This window comes from Methanosarcina mazei S-6, from assembly GCF_000970205.1.
In the GTDB taxonomy this organism is placed as follows: domain Archaea; phylum Halobacteriota; class Methanosarcinia; order Methanosarcinales; family Methanosarcinaceae; genus Methanosarcina; species Methanosarcina mazei.
Map to the genome: position 1 here is coordinate 2,750,037 of NZ_CP009512.1, position 16,204 is coordinate 2,766,240.

The 16,204-nt window shown below is 43.8% G+C and carries 12 protein-coding genes and 1 pseudogene; 8 read left to right on the top strand and 5 right to left on the bottom strand.

Annotated elements, in window-relative coordinates; all coding sequences use genetic code 11:
* Window positions 1-54: 54 nt before the first annotated feature.
* On the bottom strand, window positions 55-1,011 hold the full coding sequence (locus tag MSMAS_RS11735) for an ATP-grasp domain-containing protein (protein WP_048041568.1): 957 nt from the start codon (window positions 1,009-1,011) through the stop codon (window positions 55-57).
* Between the two features lie 647 nt (window positions 1,012-1,658).
* Between MSMAS_RS11735 and MSMAS_RS11740 the strand changes: the two genes are divergently transcribed.
* From MSMAS_RS11740 to MSMAS_RS11775, 8 genes are all read left to right on the top strand, one after another.
* Window positions 1,659-2,060, top strand: a complete 402-nt coding sequence (locus MSMAS_RS11740) for a hypothetical protein (protein ID WP_011034426.1) — start codon at window positions 1,659-1,661, stop codon at window positions 2,058-2,060.
* Between the two features lie 127 nt (window positions 2,061-2,187).
* A complete protein-coding gene (gene grpE / locus MSMAS_RS11745) occupies window positions 2,188-2,817 on the top strand; it encodes a nucleotide exchange factor GrpE (RefSeq protein ID WP_048038245.1) in 630 nt (209 codons plus the stop codon).
* 431 nt (window positions 2,818-3,248) lie between these two features.
* A complete protein-coding gene (gene dnaK / locus MSMAS_RS11750) occupies window positions 3,249-5,108 on the top strand; it encodes a molecular chaperone DnaK (protein WP_011034423.1) in 1,860 nt (619 codons plus the stop codon).
* A 110-nt stretch (window positions 5,109-5,218) separates the two neighbouring features.
* Window positions 5,219-6,388, top strand: coding sequence for a molecular chaperone DnaJ (dnaJ, locus tag MSMAS_RS11755; RefSeq protein WP_011034422.1), 1,170 nt, complete (start codon window positions 5,219-5,221; stop codon window positions 6,386-6,388).
* A 532-nt stretch (window positions 6,389-6,920) separates the two neighbouring features.
* Window positions 6,921-8,267, top strand: coding sequence for a Trk system potassium transporter TrkA (gene trkA, locus MSMAS_RS11760; protein WP_011034421.1), 1,347 nt, complete (start codon window positions 6,921-6,923; stop codon window positions 8,265-8,267).
* Between the two features lie 41 nt (window positions 8,268-8,308).
* Entirely contained in the window at window positions 8,309-9,739 is a 1,431-nt protein-coding gene (locus MSMAS_RS11765; protein ID WP_011034420.1) for a TrkH family potassium uptake protein, read from the top strand.
* A gap of 292 nt (window positions 9,740-10,031) precedes the next feature.
* Window positions 10,032-11,378: a Trk system potassium transporter TrkA gene (gene trkA / locus MSMAS_RS11770; RefSeq protein ID WP_015412586.1), complete on the top strand. Its 1,347-nt coding sequence runs from the start codon at window positions 10,032-10,034 to the stop codon at window positions 11,376-11,378.
* Between the two features lie 149 nt (window positions 11,379-11,527).
* Entirely contained in the window at window positions 11,528-12,958 is a 1,431-nt protein-coding gene (locus MSMAS_RS11775) for a TrkH family potassium uptake protein (RefSeq protein ID WP_011034418.1), read from the top strand.
* Between the two features lie 144 nt (window positions 12,959-13,102).
* Here MSMAS_RS11775 and MSMAS_RS11780 read toward each other — a convergent pair whose 3' ends face one another.
* From MSMAS_RS11780 to MSMAS_RS19870, 4 genes and pseudogenes are all read right to left on the bottom strand, one after another.
* On the bottom strand, window positions 13,103-14,326 hold the full coding sequence (locus MSMAS_RS11780; RefSeq protein WP_015412585.1) for a digeranylgeranylglycerophospholipid reductase: 1,224 nt from the start codon (window positions 14,324-14,326) through the stop codon (window positions 13,103-13,105).
* Window positions 14,323-14,499, bottom strand: coding sequence for a 4Fe-4S binding protein (locus MSMAS_RS11785; protein WP_048038239.1), 177 nt, complete (start codon window positions 14,497-14,499; stop codon window positions 14,323-14,325). The genes MSMAS_RS11780 and MSMAS_RS11785 overlap by 4 nt, the downstream gene beginning before the upstream one ends.
* Window positions 14,500-15,298: 799 nt before the next feature.
* A complete protein-coding gene (locus MSMAS_RS11790; RefSeq protein WP_011034416.1) occupies window positions 15,299-15,733 on the bottom strand; it encodes a hypothetical protein in 435 nt (144 codons plus the stop codon).
* A 51-nt stretch (window positions 15,734-15,784) separates the two neighbouring features.
* A pseudogene (locus MSMAS_RS19870) lies at window positions 15,785-15,943 on the bottom strand (hypothetical protein); the annotation flags it as partial.
* Window positions 15,944-16,204: the final 261 nt, after the last annotated feature.

Sequence of the window (16,204 nt, forward strand, 5' to 3'; positions counted from 1 at the left end):
TATGTAATTTTCCGGATATTCAGCATTTGCCTGAAGGTTTGCGTTTTATGGCTCTCAATTCTTTCCAAAAAGTTCGCCAAGCATATCTTTGGAAAAGTGATATTCTCCCTCGACCCTCACGGAATCAGGGAGTGTTCCGAACCTGTTAGTGAGGAGAAGCTCACCTATTTCCTCCCGCATGACCCTGCTAATCCCGAATATTGAAGCTGTGGGTCTTGGATTTACATCCACGACATAAGGGACTTCGGAAAGTACAATGTCCACACCCACATACCCGAAGCATCCCAGGCATTTTACTGCAGAGATCGCAGCCTCGTAGAGTTCGTCTCTTCTGGGGGTTTCATACGGGGTAAGGCTGCCGTTGTATTTGATGCCCGAAACTTCGATATTCTCCGGATTTATTCCATCTTTTTGCTCATTAAACTCGATGAACTGGCGGTTTACTGTAAGTAGGAGCGGCTTATTTCCTGCAATAAGGCTTACGCTCAGATGTTCTCCTTCGATGTATTCGCTTGCAATAAATTCTCCGGTATTTTCAAAACCTGAGACCAGATATGTTGCTTCTGCCCCGCATCCGAACCTTGGCTTTATGACGTATTTCTTACCTTCCTCTGCTTCCCGCACAATTTCAGGAGCATTAATTCCAGCTGTTTTCAGGATCTCAGTGCACCGGAGTTTATCTGCACAGCGGGCTGCAGCTTCAGGTGAGCAACCTAGGTTAGCGGTGTTCTCTGCAAGAATCCTGTTCAACTCGGGAAGCATCCCGTCAGGAGCGATGAGTAAACCGGCATCGCAGTTCTTTGCTTCCCGCTCAATTACCTGCACGAAACTGTCAGCTGTTGACTTCAGTGCTGTGCCTGAACCTATTTCCGTTCCCGCAGAAGGATAACATACCTCATGCCCAACACGGACAAAGCTTTCTGCAAGCGTTTTCAACATAGCCGCTCCCTCGGGAATAAGGGACTTTTCAATATCCGTACCTACAGCGAATTCTCCAATCAGGATCTTCATCGGAAAAGAAAAACCGGTCATTTTATATTATTTTTTGTCTTGCCCGAGTCCCGTCTCGGGAGGACGGTGTCCTTTTCGCTCGCTTTGCTCGCTCAAGAGGACTAATTTAGACGTTGTAGAGTGAATTAGGCTTAAAAGGACTGATCTAAAATTAACATTAATGAGGTGCTCTTAAAGAGGCTGCTCAATTTACTTTTACTTTGTTCGACTATTTTGCTCAACTTCGTTCTTATTTTGAGGAGTAGGACCTGGCAAGGTGTTGGGGAGTTCGATATCGTGTGGAATTAAAGGGTCTTTTTCGGGCAGAAGAAAAAATTTGTTTCTTTTGGTGGGATGTCGGACTGGCAGACTGGATTTTTTAAGATTCAAATTAAAGATCAAAACGGATTTAAAGATCAAAACGGATTTAAAGATCAAAACAGATGTCATTGATAATATTTTTCTGATAAAATAGAACAGGATAGTATAATTGAAAGCCAGGAAAAAGAACTTATAAGGGAGTAGGAAGGAAAAAAGAAAGATAGGAAGCTGATCTGGAGATTTAAGTAAAAGTTTATATAATTTATATAGTTTATAGCTTAAAAAATAAACACATAATATTAACGGTGGCTGGTAAAATTAACAGCAGAAACCCAAATTCTCAGTCTTTGTTTGAAAATCCTTTTGTAAGGACCCTTACTATTGCGGCTCTTATGGGTATATTCCTGGTTGACATGGGGCTCGGGTTATTTGAGATATTCTCTTCGAGATCAAGCCCTCTGCCTACTGCGTTTGTGCTTATGATTTTCGCCGTAATGTTTATCGGTGGAATGGTTTTTTATGAGAAACAGGGGCTTAATACCGTGAGTTCTCTTGTGGCAGGAGCATTTGCAGGTTTCGGGCTTTCCTTTGTGTTTGTCACTCTCGTGGGAGGCGTTCAATTTGCCCTGGGAGGAGGCATTTCAGTTCTCGGATGGGAGCAGGTTATCTCGGCAGTTGCGGCCTGCATGATTGCAGGTATAATAATGATTAAAGTACTATCTCATAAACTTGAGAACCACTTTTACTGATTTTTCTTTTTTCCTTCTGTCTAAAGGATAAATGCCGTACAAATCATAGAAAACTATTTATAGAATTACAAACAATCACAGATCAGGACGAGCGAAACAGTTAGAATAATTTTATGGGGATTGATAAATGAAAAAATCCAGGAAAAAGGAAAACATGGATTCTAAAGAAAGAAACCAGAAAGAGGCTGAACGTTCCGAAGCCCGAAATTCCGAATCTCCGGCTGAAAAAGCCGGTGAGACAAAAGTAAGTCCTGAAAATGAACCTTCAAGTCCCGAAGCTGAAAAAAACCCGGAAGAGGCATGCAGGGAAGAAAACGAAATTCTCAAAGACCAGCTTTTCCGGCTTGCAGCGGATTTTGATAACTTCAGAAAACGGACCGCCCGTCAGATGGAAGAAAACCGGAAATCTGTGCTTGAACAGGTGCTCCTTGACTTTGTCGAAGTAACGGATAACTTTGACCGCGCCATTAAATCTGCAAGGACTGCAGAAGACATGGGCCCAATTGTAAGTGGAATTGAACAGCTTTCGAAGCAGTTTTTCTCTATCCTCGAAAAGTACGGGCTTGAGAGAGTAAAATGCGAAAAAGCAGGCGAGTTTGACCCTCACAGACACGAAGCTATCCATCACATAGAAACCTCCGAAGTTCCGGATAACACTATTGTTGAGATTTATAAAGAGGGATATGCTTTGAACGAGAAGGTCGTCAGGCCAGCCCTGGTTTCAGTAGCAAGGAGCCCTGAAGAGGCAGAGAAGTAAATCCTGTTACAATATAAGACTTTATTTAATAACCTGAAACAGGGATTTATCAAGAATCAATCATTAATCTTCCATGCCAGATAATTTGGCAAACTCAAACTAAGTAAGTCATTGAATCAAACTGAGAATTCACCGAATCATTACTGAATTTGTTAAATTAACCGAATTAATGGAAATAACCGGCTAAACCAAAGAATTGATGGAAATAACCGGCTAAACCAAAGAATTGATGGAAATAACCGGCTAAACCAAAGAATTGATGGAAATAACCGGCTAAACCAAAGAATTAATGGTCTGCTTAAGTAAACCTGTCAGGTATCTTTACCGATCATCTGGCTGGAAATTAAACTTTAATTAATCTATAACTACAATTTACAAACCTATCAGATAACTAAGTATAATTTAATTGATATTAACTATGAGGATATAACATGGCAAAGATACTGGGTATTGACCTTGGTACTACCAACTCATGTGTGGCAGTAATGGAAGGCGGGGAAGCTGTCGTTATCCCTAATGCCGAAGGCAGCAGGACAACTCCTTCAGTTGTGGGGTTCTCCAAGAAAGGTGAGAAACTTGTGGGTCAGGTCGCAAAGCGGCAGGCCATTTCGAACCCGGATAATACTGTATATTCCATAAAAAGGCACATGGGAGAAGCCAATTACAAAGTCACGCTTAACGGAAAAGATTATACCCCGCAGGAAATTTCCGCGATGATCCTCCAGAAGCTGAAAGCAGATGCTGAAGCTTATCTCGGAGAGACAATCAAACAGGCTGTCATTACGGTCCCTGCTTACTTCAACGATTCTCAGAGGCAGGCTACAAAAGACGCAGGAGCAATTGCAGGGCTTGAAGTCCTCAGAATTATAAACGAGCCTACAGCTGCATCTCTTGCTTACGGCCTCGATAAAGGAGACATAGACCAGAAGATTCTTGTCTACGACCTTGGAGGCGGAACCTTCGATGTATCCATCCTGGAACTGGGAGGCGGGGTCTTTGAGGTGAAGTCCACAAGTGGAGACACCCACCTCGGAGGAGACGACTTCGACCAGCGCGTTATCGATTACCTGCTTGCAGAATTTAAGAAATCGGAAGGAATCGACCTCTCCAAAGACAAGGCAGTACTCCAGCGCCTTAAAGATGCTGCTGAAAAAGCCAAAATCGAGCTTTCCGGAGTCGCAAACACAAACATCAACCTCCCCTTCCTGACAGTTGGCACTGACGGGGAACCAAAACACATGGACATCGACCTTACCAGAGCCCAGTTCCAGAAAATGACTGAGGACCTCCTGGAAAAGACCCTCGTATCCATGCGCCGTGCACTCAGCGATGCAAAGCTTACACCAAACGACCTTGACAAAGTAATCCTTGTCGGAGGCGCAACAAGGATGCCTGCAGTGGTCGAACTTGTGGAAAACTTCACAGGAAAGAAGCCCTACAAGAACATCAACCCTGACGAGGCAGTTGCAATAGGTGCAGCAATTCAGGCAGGAGTCCTGGGCGGAGAGGTAAAAGATGTCCTTCTGCTCGATGTCACTCCCCTTACCCTGGGTATCGAGACCCTTGGAGGCATTGCAACTCCGTTAATCCAGAGAAACACCACCATTCCGACCAAAAAGAGCCAGATTTTCTCAACTGCCGCTGACAACCAGCCCTCAGTCGAGATCCACGTCCTTCAGGGAGAGCGTGGAATTGCTTCCGAAAACAAGACTCTTGGAAGGTTTATTCTTGACGGCATACCCCCGGCTCCAAGAGGTATCCCGCAGATTGAGGTTACTTTCGATATCGACGCAAACGGCATTCTGCACGTAAGCGCAAAGGACTTAGGCACAGGCAAGCAGCAGTCCATCTCCATCCAGAAACCCGGCGGACTTTCCGATGACGAAATCGAGCGCATGGTCAAGGACGCAGAAATGCATGCCGAAGAAGACAGGAAGCGGAAAGAGGAAGTCGAGATAAGGAACAATGCCGAGGCTCTTATCAATGCCGCAGAAAAAACTATTAAGGAAGCAGGAGACCTCGCAACCGAGGACCAGAAGTCAAAAGTCAATGCCGCAATTGAAGACCTGAAGAAAGCCCTTGAAGGCAAGGACGCAGAAGATATTAAAGCAAAAACCGAGGCCCTTCAGGAATCCGTATACCCGATCTCCACAGCCATGTACCAGAAAGCCCAGCAGGCCCAGCAGGCTGCAGGAGGAGAAGGTGGAGCAGCCGGCACTGATGCAAGAGGCCCGGATGAAACCGTTGTTGACGCTGACTACGAAGTAGTTGACGACGAAAAGCGTAAGTAATTGAAGAAGAATTAGAGTACAGAAATAAAGCCTGGGAATTCTCAGGCATTGCCGGAAACCTGTTCACAGGTTCCGTCTCCTTTATTTTTTTAAAACAACAGGGAATCCTGATGGCTACCAAACGTGATTATTACGAAATTCTCGGATTATCCAAAGACTCTTCAGTCGAAGATATAAAGAAAACATACCGGAAGCTTGCCCTGCAGTACCACCCTGACAGGAACAAAGAACCCGGGGCTGAGGAGAAATTCAAGGAAATATCTGAGGCTTACGCCGTTCTTTCAGATGCAGAAAAAAGGGCTCAGTACGACCGCTTCGGACATGCAGGGATAGATAACCAGTACAGTGCAGAGGACATCTTCCGGGGTGCGGACTTCGGCGGGTTCGGAGACATTTTTGAGATGTTTTTCGGAGGCGGCAGAAGGGGAGGTCCTATGGGCCCCAGGAGAGGTTCCGATCTTCAGTACGACCTCTATGTAACCTTTGAAGAAGCTGCTTTTGGAGTGCGCAAGGACATAGATATTCCAAGGACAGAAAGGTGTTCTACCTGCTCAGGCACAGGAGCAAAGCCGGGCACAAGCCCGAAGCGCTGCCCTAACTGCGGCGGCACGGGGCAGGTCCGTACAACCCGCTCAACCCTGGGAATGCAGTTTGTAAGCACCACGACGTGCAGCGCCTGTCACGGCAGGGGTCAGGTAGTTGAATCTCCATGCCCCACATGTAGCGGCGCGGGCAGGGTCAGGAGCAGGAGAAAGATGTCAGTCAACGTACCTGCAGGAGCAGACTCTGGTATGACCCTCAGGCTCAGCGGGGAAGGAGATGCAGGAGAACCGGGAGCGCCTTCCGGAGACCTTTATATTATCGTGCATGTGATGGAACACAAATATTTCAAGCGGGTCGATTACGATGTTATCTCCGAACTTCCAATATCCTTCACCCAGGCTGCACTCGGAGCAGACATTATGGTTGATACCCTTTACGGCAAGGTCAAAATGAATATTCCATCAGGGACCCAGACACATTCCGTATTCAGGCTCAAAGATAAAGGCATACAGCGCCTGCAAGGCCACGGCAAGGGTGACCAGCTCGTAAGGGTAATAATCAGGACTCCAACAAAACTCACTCAGGAACAAAAAGACCTTCTTCATCAGTTCGAATACCTGAGCAATGGGAAGAAGCCCGAAGCAGAGGAAAGGAGCAGATCTGATAAGCAGAAAAGCGAAAAACCCAGGAAAAGCAAGGGACTTTTCGAAAAGGTAAAAGATGCCTTTGAAAGTTGACTATAATACCTCTGGCTCCAATATTAGCCGGTTCTCCGGTATTTTCTCAGGCTTCTATTCTTTTTCCCTTTTCACCTTTTTTTGATTATAATTCTTCATACAGGATTCTTTTTTATTTAGATTCTTTTCTTTAAAGGAAGTTTGAAAAACATTTATATACACCTCTTTAATTCTATGCCTAGGAACCATAGTTATTTCGCAAAAGCATAGGCTTGAGAAATTCTGGTCTGCAAAACGTTTAATTTCCAGAGATGATCAACACGCTGAGAAACTTTGCTTTAATTTATCATCATGTATCGGGAATCAATTTGAATCCAGGTATTAAGCGCGGTATCTTCTTTATATTCAATTTAGCGTTACTTTCTTTAGTTTTAATTAGTTCTGGATTGACTGCTTTTACTGCGGCTATCTTCTGTTATAGTTATTTTTACTTTTCCCGGTATTATACCGTTCAGTCCTATGCTGGTTGCTTCTCGTTCAGGAATCCGTGCAGTGGCGGGTTCATTGATAACAGTTTTTTTGAAGGTGTTCTATGAAAGCTGTAATTATTGGTGCAGGGGAAGTGGGCTACCATATTGCAAAAGCCCTCTCTCCTAAAAATGATGTGGTAATTATAGATAAAGATGAAGAAGCAGCAAAAAGAGCTGACGAACTTGACGTGCTCGTAATTGAAGGAAACGGAGCAAACGCAGAGATCCTTTCAAGAGTTCTGCAGAATGCTGATCTTCTTGTAGCTGTTACCGGGGTTGATGAGGTTAACATTGTCGCCTGTATGACAGCAAAACTGATTATGAAAAATAAAAACGGCTGGAAAGATACAAAGACCATAGCAAGGGTCAGTAACCCCGATTACATAGACTCTCCGGTTACATCAAGAGCCCAGGTCGGCGTTGACCTTATGATCTGCCCGGAACTTGCGCTTGCTTCTGAAGTTGCCGATATACTCTCAAGTCCCTCCGCAATAGATGCGGAAATGTTTGCCGAAGGAAAGGTAAGGATGACTGAGTTTGCAATAAGTCCTGAAAGCAAACTTGTAGGAAAACATATGCAGGACCTCAAGCTTGCCGACTGCTGCATTGTCAGCGCGGTTTTCAGGGAAGACCAGATAATAATTCCCCATGGAGACGACCTGATCAAAGCAAACGACCATATGGTAGTTGTGGGCAAGCCGGAGTCCATGGAAGATCTTGAGAGCGTCTTCGGAAGTAAGGTGTCTCATAGAACCAGAATTCTCCTTATCGGATGCGGAATTGTAGGGATGTATCTGGCAAAACTGATCGATAAAGAGGAAAATGCAGATCTGAGAATTATCGAGCACAGCAAAAGCCGCTGCATAGAAGTGGCAGAGATACTGGAAAATGCCCTTGTACTTAATGGAGACGGCACTGATGTCAGCCTTCTCAGAGAGGAAAATATTGAAGATATGGATGTTGTTGTTGCGGTTACGGACAGCGATGAAAAGAACCTTCTCTGTTCCCTGCTTGCAAAGCAGCTCGGTGCAAAAAAGGTAATTGCAAGGGCTGACCGCTCGGACTACCTGCCTCTTTTTGAGATGGTAGGGATAGACATGGCTGTAAGCCCGAGAGAAGCAACCGTAAACGAAGTCCTCAAGCTTACCATGGGAAGAGGTATACAGACACTTACGACCATTGAGGGTGAAAGAGCTGAGATTATAGAATATACGGCCTCCGAGAAGTCCAGAATTGTGGGCAAGCCCTTAAACAAAGTAAAGTTCCCCAAAGGAGCTCTTATTAACATGGTGGTGCGCGGAAAGGAGACTATAATCCCAAGAGGGGATTTCATTGTCAATGAAGGAGACCGTGTAGTTATTTTCTCAATGGCTTCGGCAGCATCGGAAGTAGAAAAATATTTCAAGTAAGAAAATATTTCAAGTAAGTTTTACGGGACAGGGGTTTTTCTGTGAATAAAAAAGCTATTTATAATGCGCTTGGGAAAATTCTTATACTTCTGGCTTTTACAATGCTCGTTCCTCTTTTAGTGGCTTTTTATTATGGGGAACCCCTGAAACCGTTTACGGTTTCCATTCTCATAACCTTTCTTGCCGGTTTGCTCCTTACACGCATCAAGAGCAGTGCTGAATGGCAGCAGAAAGAAGCCCTTGCCATTGTGGCTCTGACCTGGCTTTCAGCAGCTATTTTTGGAGGGATCCCTTTCCTTTTCGAGGGCGTATCCTTCATTGATGCCGTGTTTGAAACAATGTCGGGTTTCACGTCAACGGGTTCGACTATTTTTGTGGATATTGAGAGTTATTCCAGGAGTCTTCTTTTCTGGCGTTCTTTTACGCAGTGGCTGGGCGGTATGGGTATTATTGTGCTTTTCATTGCTATCCTGCCAAAACTCGGAGTTGCGGGGCGCCAGCTTTTCCGGGCAGAAGCTCCGGGCCCTACAGAAGATAAGCTCAAGCCAAGGATAAAAGATACGGCAAAGATCCTGTGGGCGCTTTATGTCCTGATCTCTGCCGTTGAAGTTGTGGCACTGATGCTTGCAGGAATGTCCCTGTATGACGCCCTCACGCACACTTTTGCAGGCATGGCATGTGGAGGCTATTCCCCTTATGGTCTGGGGATTGAAGCTTTTAACAGCCCTCTTATAGAATTTATTCTCACATTTTTTATGTTCGCAGCCGGAGCGAACTTTGCCCTGTATTACAGGGCGATTTTTATTGACAGTAACTTTCTTCTTAAAGATGAGGAGTTCAGGGCTTATACCTTTATTCTCCTGGGATTTTCAGGCCTTCTCACCCTGGTTCTGTACAAAGATATGGATTTTTCCCTTTTCAATTCTTTCCGTTACGCCATATTCCAGATTACCTCTATCATGACGGCTACGGGCTTTGCTTCAACTGATTTTAACCTCTGGACAGATTCGGCAAAGGTCCTGGTTTTTGCGGTCATGTTTATAGGCGGCTGTGCAGGCTCCACCGGGGGAGGCATGAAGGTCGTGCGTTTTCTGCTGATGTTAAAGTATGCGAGGAGAGAGCTGTTTAAATTTGTTCATCCAAGGCTTATAAGGCCCATCAGATTCAATAACAAAGCAGTGCCTGATGATGTTTTACAGTCCATCCTGTCCTTTGTTGTGATTTACATATTAGTTTTTATCTTCAGTGCAATGTTCCTGACTCTGCTTGGAGTCGACATGATCAGTTCTGCTACCGCTTCGATTGCAACCCTTGGAAATATAGGACCTGGTTTTAACGTAGTCGGACCTATGGCAAACTTTTCAGCACTCCCTCCCCTGGGAAAAATTATCCTGATAAATAATATGTGGGTCGGAAGGCTTGAGGTTTATACCGTACTGGTACTCTTCACAAGCGATTTCTGGCATTCCTGAACAAAATTTCATTAAAGGCATACAATAGATGTGCCTGAAGTTGTCAGGCATCTGTGTTTTCCACTCATGCTTTTCCTGTAAATGCACCTGAATTCAGTCTTTCAATCCTCTCCGAACAGCACACTTTACTTAAATTTTATCAGCCCTGGATTTTTATTCTTTGGTTCTTTTTCATTTTTTCCACATTAAATGATTTCTTAGAAATCCTCCCATGTACGTTTTTTTCTCCAAAGACTACTTAAGCAAGCAGGAGCAATCTATCTGGGAACAGTCTTTTCTTCGAGGGAATCTTATGAAAGCGGTGGTTATCGGCGCAGGTGAAGTTGGGTATCATATAGCAAAGTTCCTTTCCCTCACACACGATGTGATCGTTATTGAGAATGACGAGGATGCCCTGAGACGGGCGGATGAGCTTGATGTTCAGGTTGTGGAAGGAAACGGCGCAAATGCAGATATTCTTGCAAGTGTCCTCCCTGATGTGGATATTCTCGTTGCTGTCACAGGAGTTGATGAAGTCAATATAGTTGCCTGTATGACTGCAAAGCTTATATTAAGGGCACATCCGGGCTGGAAAGAAACAAAAACCATTGCCAGGGTCAGCAACCCTGACTATATTGATGTGCCGGTTACGTCCAGAGCTCAGGTAGGGGTAGACATAATGATATGCCCTGAACTTGCTCTTGCTTCGGAAGTCGCTGAAGTGCTCTCAAATCCCTCTGCAATAGACGCGGAAATGTTTGCAGGGGGCAAAGTTCAGATGATGGAATTTGCCATCCGCCCGGACAACAGGCTTGTTGGAAAGCGCATGCAGGATATTGAGCTTGAGGACTGCTGCATCGTCAGTGCAATATTCAGGAATAATGATATAATCATCCCTCACGGAGACGATTTCATAAAGGCAAATGACCACATGGTAGTTGTGGGCAAGCCCAGGGCCATGGCGGACCTTGAAAACGTTTTCGGAAACGAAGGACCTCACCGGAATAGAATTCTTCTAATTGGCTGCGGAATTGTAGGCTTTTACCTTGCCAAGATTATAGATAAGGATGAGAACGCAGACCTCAAGGTTATCGAATACAGGAAAAGCCGCTGTATAGAAGTGGCAGAGATGCTGGAAAATGCACTTATACTCAATGGGGACGGCACTGATGTCAACCTTCTCAGGGAAGAAAACATAGAGGATATGGATGTCGTTATTGCGGTTACGGACAATGACGAAAAAAACCTTCTCTGTTCCCTGCTCGCAAAGCAAATGGGAGCAAAAAAAGTAATCGCAAGAGCTGACCGCTCGGATTATGTCCCTCTTTTTGAGATGGTTGGGATCGACATTGCAGTAAGCCCTAGAGAAGCAACCGTAAATGAAGTCCTCAAACTTACCATGGGAAAAGGCATAGAAGCCCTTGCGACAATTGAAGGCGAAAAAGCGGAAATTATCGAATATACTGCATCAGGACAATCCAAAATCGTAGGAAAACCGCTTAGCAAGATAAAGTTTCCCAAGGGTGCGATTGTTACCATGGTAGTCCATGATGATGATGTCATTATTCCCAGAGGGGAATTCATCATCAGGGAAGGGGATAGAGTTATTATCTTTGCCCTTTCCTCCGCAGTCCGCTCTGTTGAGAAATTGTTTAAGTAAGCAATAAATACGAAAATCTTAAATACGAAACTCTTTCTTCATCTTCTTCATCTGTCCCTCATTTTTGAGAAGCTGTTTAAGCAAGAAATAAATATGAATAGTCATGAGTAGATTGAAAGAGTCATCACCTGTAAAAATAGAGGATCGGCATGAATATTAAGATTGTTTTTTATGTGCTTGGCGGTTTACTCAGGCTTCTCGGGATAATCATGGTTGTTCCTCTCGGAGTTGCGTACTACTATGGAGAAGATCTGACTCCGTTTCTTGTATCTATAGCAATAACCGTTATTACAGGCCTGATCCTTCTTTCCTACAAAACTGATGAAGAATGGATGCGCAAAGAAGGCTTTGCAATCGTTGGACTGGGCTGGCTTATTGCTGCGGTTTTTGGAGCAATCCCTTTTGTGCTTGACGGGATTTCCCCGCTTAACGCCCTTTTTGAATCCATGTCAGCCTTTACCACCACAGGCTCGACAATCCTCACGGATATAGAAAGCCACCCTAAAGGAATCCTTTTCTGGCGAGGCATGATGCAGTGGCTTGGCGGTATGGGAATTATCGTGCTTTTCATAGCCATTCTGCCAAAACTCGGAGTTGCAGGCAGACAGCTCTTCCGGGCTGAAGCCCCTGGCCCAACAGAAGATAAGCTGAAACCAAGAATCAGGGAAACAGCAAAGATCCTGTGGATGGTTTACTTCGTAATCTCATTCGCCCAGGTAGTTACCCTTCTGCTCGCAGGTCTTTCGCTGTACGATGCGGTAAACCATACATTTACCACGATGGCCTGCGGAGGTTTCTCCAATTACGGGTTGAGTATTGGTGCTTTTAACAGTCCTCTTGTTGAGTATATAATAACTTTTTTCACTTTCGTTGCCGGTGCAAACTTTGCACTCCATTACAGGGCGATTTATGTTGACAGGGACTTCCTGCTTAAAGACGATGAGTTCCGTTTCTATACAGCTCTGGTCCTGTCAGCAAGCGGGCTCCTTACTCTTCTGCTATGGAGGGACCTTAATACTGGCTTTTTTGATTCATTCCGGCTTGCAATCTTTCATGTAGTTACGATAATGACAAGTACCGGGTTTGCAATAGCTGATTTTAATCTCTGGTCAGAATCTTCAAAAATGGTGATTCTTTTAGTTATGTTTATTGGAGGCTGTGCAGGTTCTACAGGTGGAGGCATCAAGGTTGTACGCATTCTTATCTTACTCAGACACAGCCGAACGGAATTGTTCAAGGCTCTTCACCCCAGAGCCATAAAAAGCGTTAAATTCAACAATAAAGCCGTGCCTGATGAGATTATCAGCTCTATAATCTCATTTGTGGTGATTTACCTCCTTATTTTTATCTCAAGCGCCCTTATCCTCTCTGTCCTGGGAATGGACATCATAACTTCAATTACAGCTTCCATTGCTACCCTGGGCAACATAGGTCCGGGCCTGGGTGTGGTAGGTCCTATGGGTTCTTTTGACCCCATTCCTCCCCTGGGAAAATTAATCCTGATCGCCAATATGTGGATTGGGAGGCTTGAAATCTACACGGTAATCGTGCTCTTTACTCCTGAGTTCTGGAATAAATAATTCCATGAAAAAAACCAAGATGCCTGGAAAAAGTAAAATTTAGAAAAACAGGATTTGCAGACAGAACCCCTGCAGGAAATCTAAAGTAGACCAGAAAAAAGAGAATAAAAAATGCCTGAAAAAACAGGCATCATGTCTTATTTTTTATGTCTTATTTTTTATCACTTCTTTTGCCGCATCCTTGAAAAGCACACGAAGGTCCCAGAGCAGTTTCTTGTTGGCTTTGAAGAGAGCCTGAAGAAGGTCAAGAAGGCTCATTCTCTCGAATTTGACATCTTTTAATGAGTGGGCAAGCGAGTCAAGATCATCATCAGTAAGGTTGATAAAGCAGTTCTTTACGATAAGGCTCATATCGATATCATGCCCTACTGTGTCCCTCCACTTTTTTTCATATACCTCTTCAAGCTTTACCACGGAGACGTCTCCTGCAGATATGGCTTCATAGGCAGCTTCTCCTGCCAGCTTGCCTGCGTCCATGGCATTGAGGATCCCTCCGCCTGTTATCGGGTCTGACTGGCGTGCAGCATCTCCTACAAGCATAAGCCCGTTAACTGAGGTTTTTTCGATGCTGCCTGAGACCGGGACTCCGCCAAAAACCATCTCAACTATTCTGGCATCAGGGAATTTCTTCTGCACGAAATCATTCAGATAATCAACAGGCCTGGGCTTGAATTTGCCCATTTTACTTCCGAGAATCCCTATCCCGACATTGGCTTTGCCTCCTCCTTTGGGGAAAACCCAGACATAGCCCCCGGGTGCCATTTCATTTCCTATATAGAACTCGCAGTATTCCTGGTTTATATCTGCACCTGCTATAAGGTACTGGGCACAGGTTTCAACGTCTACAGGCTTGAGTGCTGTATCTATTCCTGCCCATCTGCCTACCTTTGATTCAACCCCGTCAGCGCCTATTACTATGCTGGCACGCACCTCATACTCTTTCCCAAGGTGCATGAGTCTGGCTCCTTTTACAAAGTCATCCTCAATAATAAGACCTGTAGCTCTTGTCTTTACCCGGACTTCAGCCCCGGCGGTTGCGGCATGTTCTGCAAGGGCGCGGTCAAATACCTTTCTTTCAAGCACGTAGCCGACTTCTCCTCCGGAGATTTCCTCAGCCATCTCTATCTTTGTGCCGTCCGGGGAGAAAATACAGGAACCTTTAAGATCAGCGCAGATCCACCTTTTGTCTATTTCCACATGCTTTTTAAGGCACTCTTTGTTCACGCCTTCTGCGCAGCGTACAGGGTCACCTATTTCCTGGCGTTTTTCAATTAAAAGTACATCAAGCCCTTTTTCCGCAGCAGTTTTTGCAGCAATGGAACCTGCAGGACCGGCTCCTATAACCAGAACATCATACTTGTCCTTCATTTCATTACCTCGATTGCTCCCACAGGACAAATGCGATCGCATATCCCGCACACGATACAGATACTTTCATCTACTTCAATCCAGGTTTCTACAAGTTCGAGTGCTCCTTTAGGGCAAACTCCCACACAGGCCCCACAATATCCACATTTATATCTGTTTATGTTTACGCTCACCAGCTCACCTGTCAAATTTAAAGGTAAATCATAATCCTTAACCAGCAGATACTGTCTTTTTTAAGAAAGTACGGCGTAAATGGAAAGGCACAGCAGTGCGGTTCCACATTATTTTAGATTAATTAATGTAAGATAATACATGAAAGTCTAATTTAAATAATATATTGAAATTTTATAATTTAATATAAGCCTTTTCCGAGCTTTTCGGATTTTATATTATTCACGGGTTTTCTTTTCGGCAGGATGAGGCTCTAATTCGGACCAGTTCATCCGGAGAGAATCACTTTCTGGAATAGTTTTCACAATTAATGTATTAATCTAGTTTAAAGTTATTGGCTCTATCAGACCAGCGCGTTCTGGAAAGTTTTTTCCAGCAAATTTTTCCAATATACAAATTAGTAATGTCAGATCTTTATAAATTGTACCTTGCCTTTCGGAAGTTACTGTGAGTTTGTTTTTAATTGTGATTTTATTCTAAATATAGATATAGCAATTATAAACATAGCAATTATAAATATAGCAATTATAAACATAGCAATTATAAACATAGCAATTATAAACATAGCAATTAACTGCTTACTGACTGCATGCCTCAAAAAGAACAGCAGTTCTGGATTAACAATTCTACATAACAACTCTTAGTTAATAGTTCTGGATGCAGTTCTGGATAACAACTCTAAGTTAATAGTTCGAGGTTAGCAGTTCTAACCAGCGGTTCTTAACTACTTTTCAAGAATCTAATTTTCTGGTCAAACATACATTTTCATAAGGCCGCTTTTCCTTCACTCTGCCTGAAACTTTAATATTTCTTTTTTACAATGTTTTCTGCCAGGAGGTCAATAAAAATATCCATAATTTCTGGAAAATCGTCATTTTCGAGTTCATTTCTGAAATGAATTAGGGAAAGAACCGCCTGTGTTGTTTCAGCAAGGATCTTTGCGGGCTTGTCGATAAGAAGTCCAGCATCTGCCCATTCTTCAAAGAAAGGGATGATCGTTTCCACATTATCCCTGCAAATCCGTTTAATTTCTTCTTCAGAAGATCGGGAAATTTTCAGTTCAAGGTGCTCTTTCTCAATAAAAACTTTTCTCCAGATCGGGTGGTTATTGACGATATTGAGCACATACCGGAGATAAGCTCGAATCGCTTTATCGGGTTCATCCCTGTACTTCAGGAAGGAATTTTCGAGTATGCTGTCCTTTAAAGCTTCCCGTTCTTCTTTATAGATCTGCAAAAAGAGGTCTTCTTTACTATTGAAAAAAGAGTAAAAAGAACTCTTTGAAATTCCCAGCCCTTCGGTAAGGTCTTCAATACCTGTCTTCTTAACTCCATACCTGGCAAAGCAGTCCTTCCCACGGTCTATAATATTTCGTTTTATGATCTCTCTTTCTTCCTCTGTAAAAGATCTCAGTGGCTCACCTCTTCTGGGAATAAATTCCCGGATTTATCAAGTTTACAAAGCCTGTATCAATCTGTTCAGAATCAAAAACCAATAATATCAATGAATAATTGATTTTTTTATTCATAGCTTAATTACACATCATCTATTTAAAATTTTTGAACCCCGGACACCGTCTCGGGAGGAAAGGGAACGTTTCGACACCCGAGTTTCGCTTCGAGATCTCAGGAAATCGAAGATTTTCTGGGAGTTGCGATGTAATAAGTGAGAAATTAAAAAAAGAGAAAAGTGAGAAAATAACCTTAA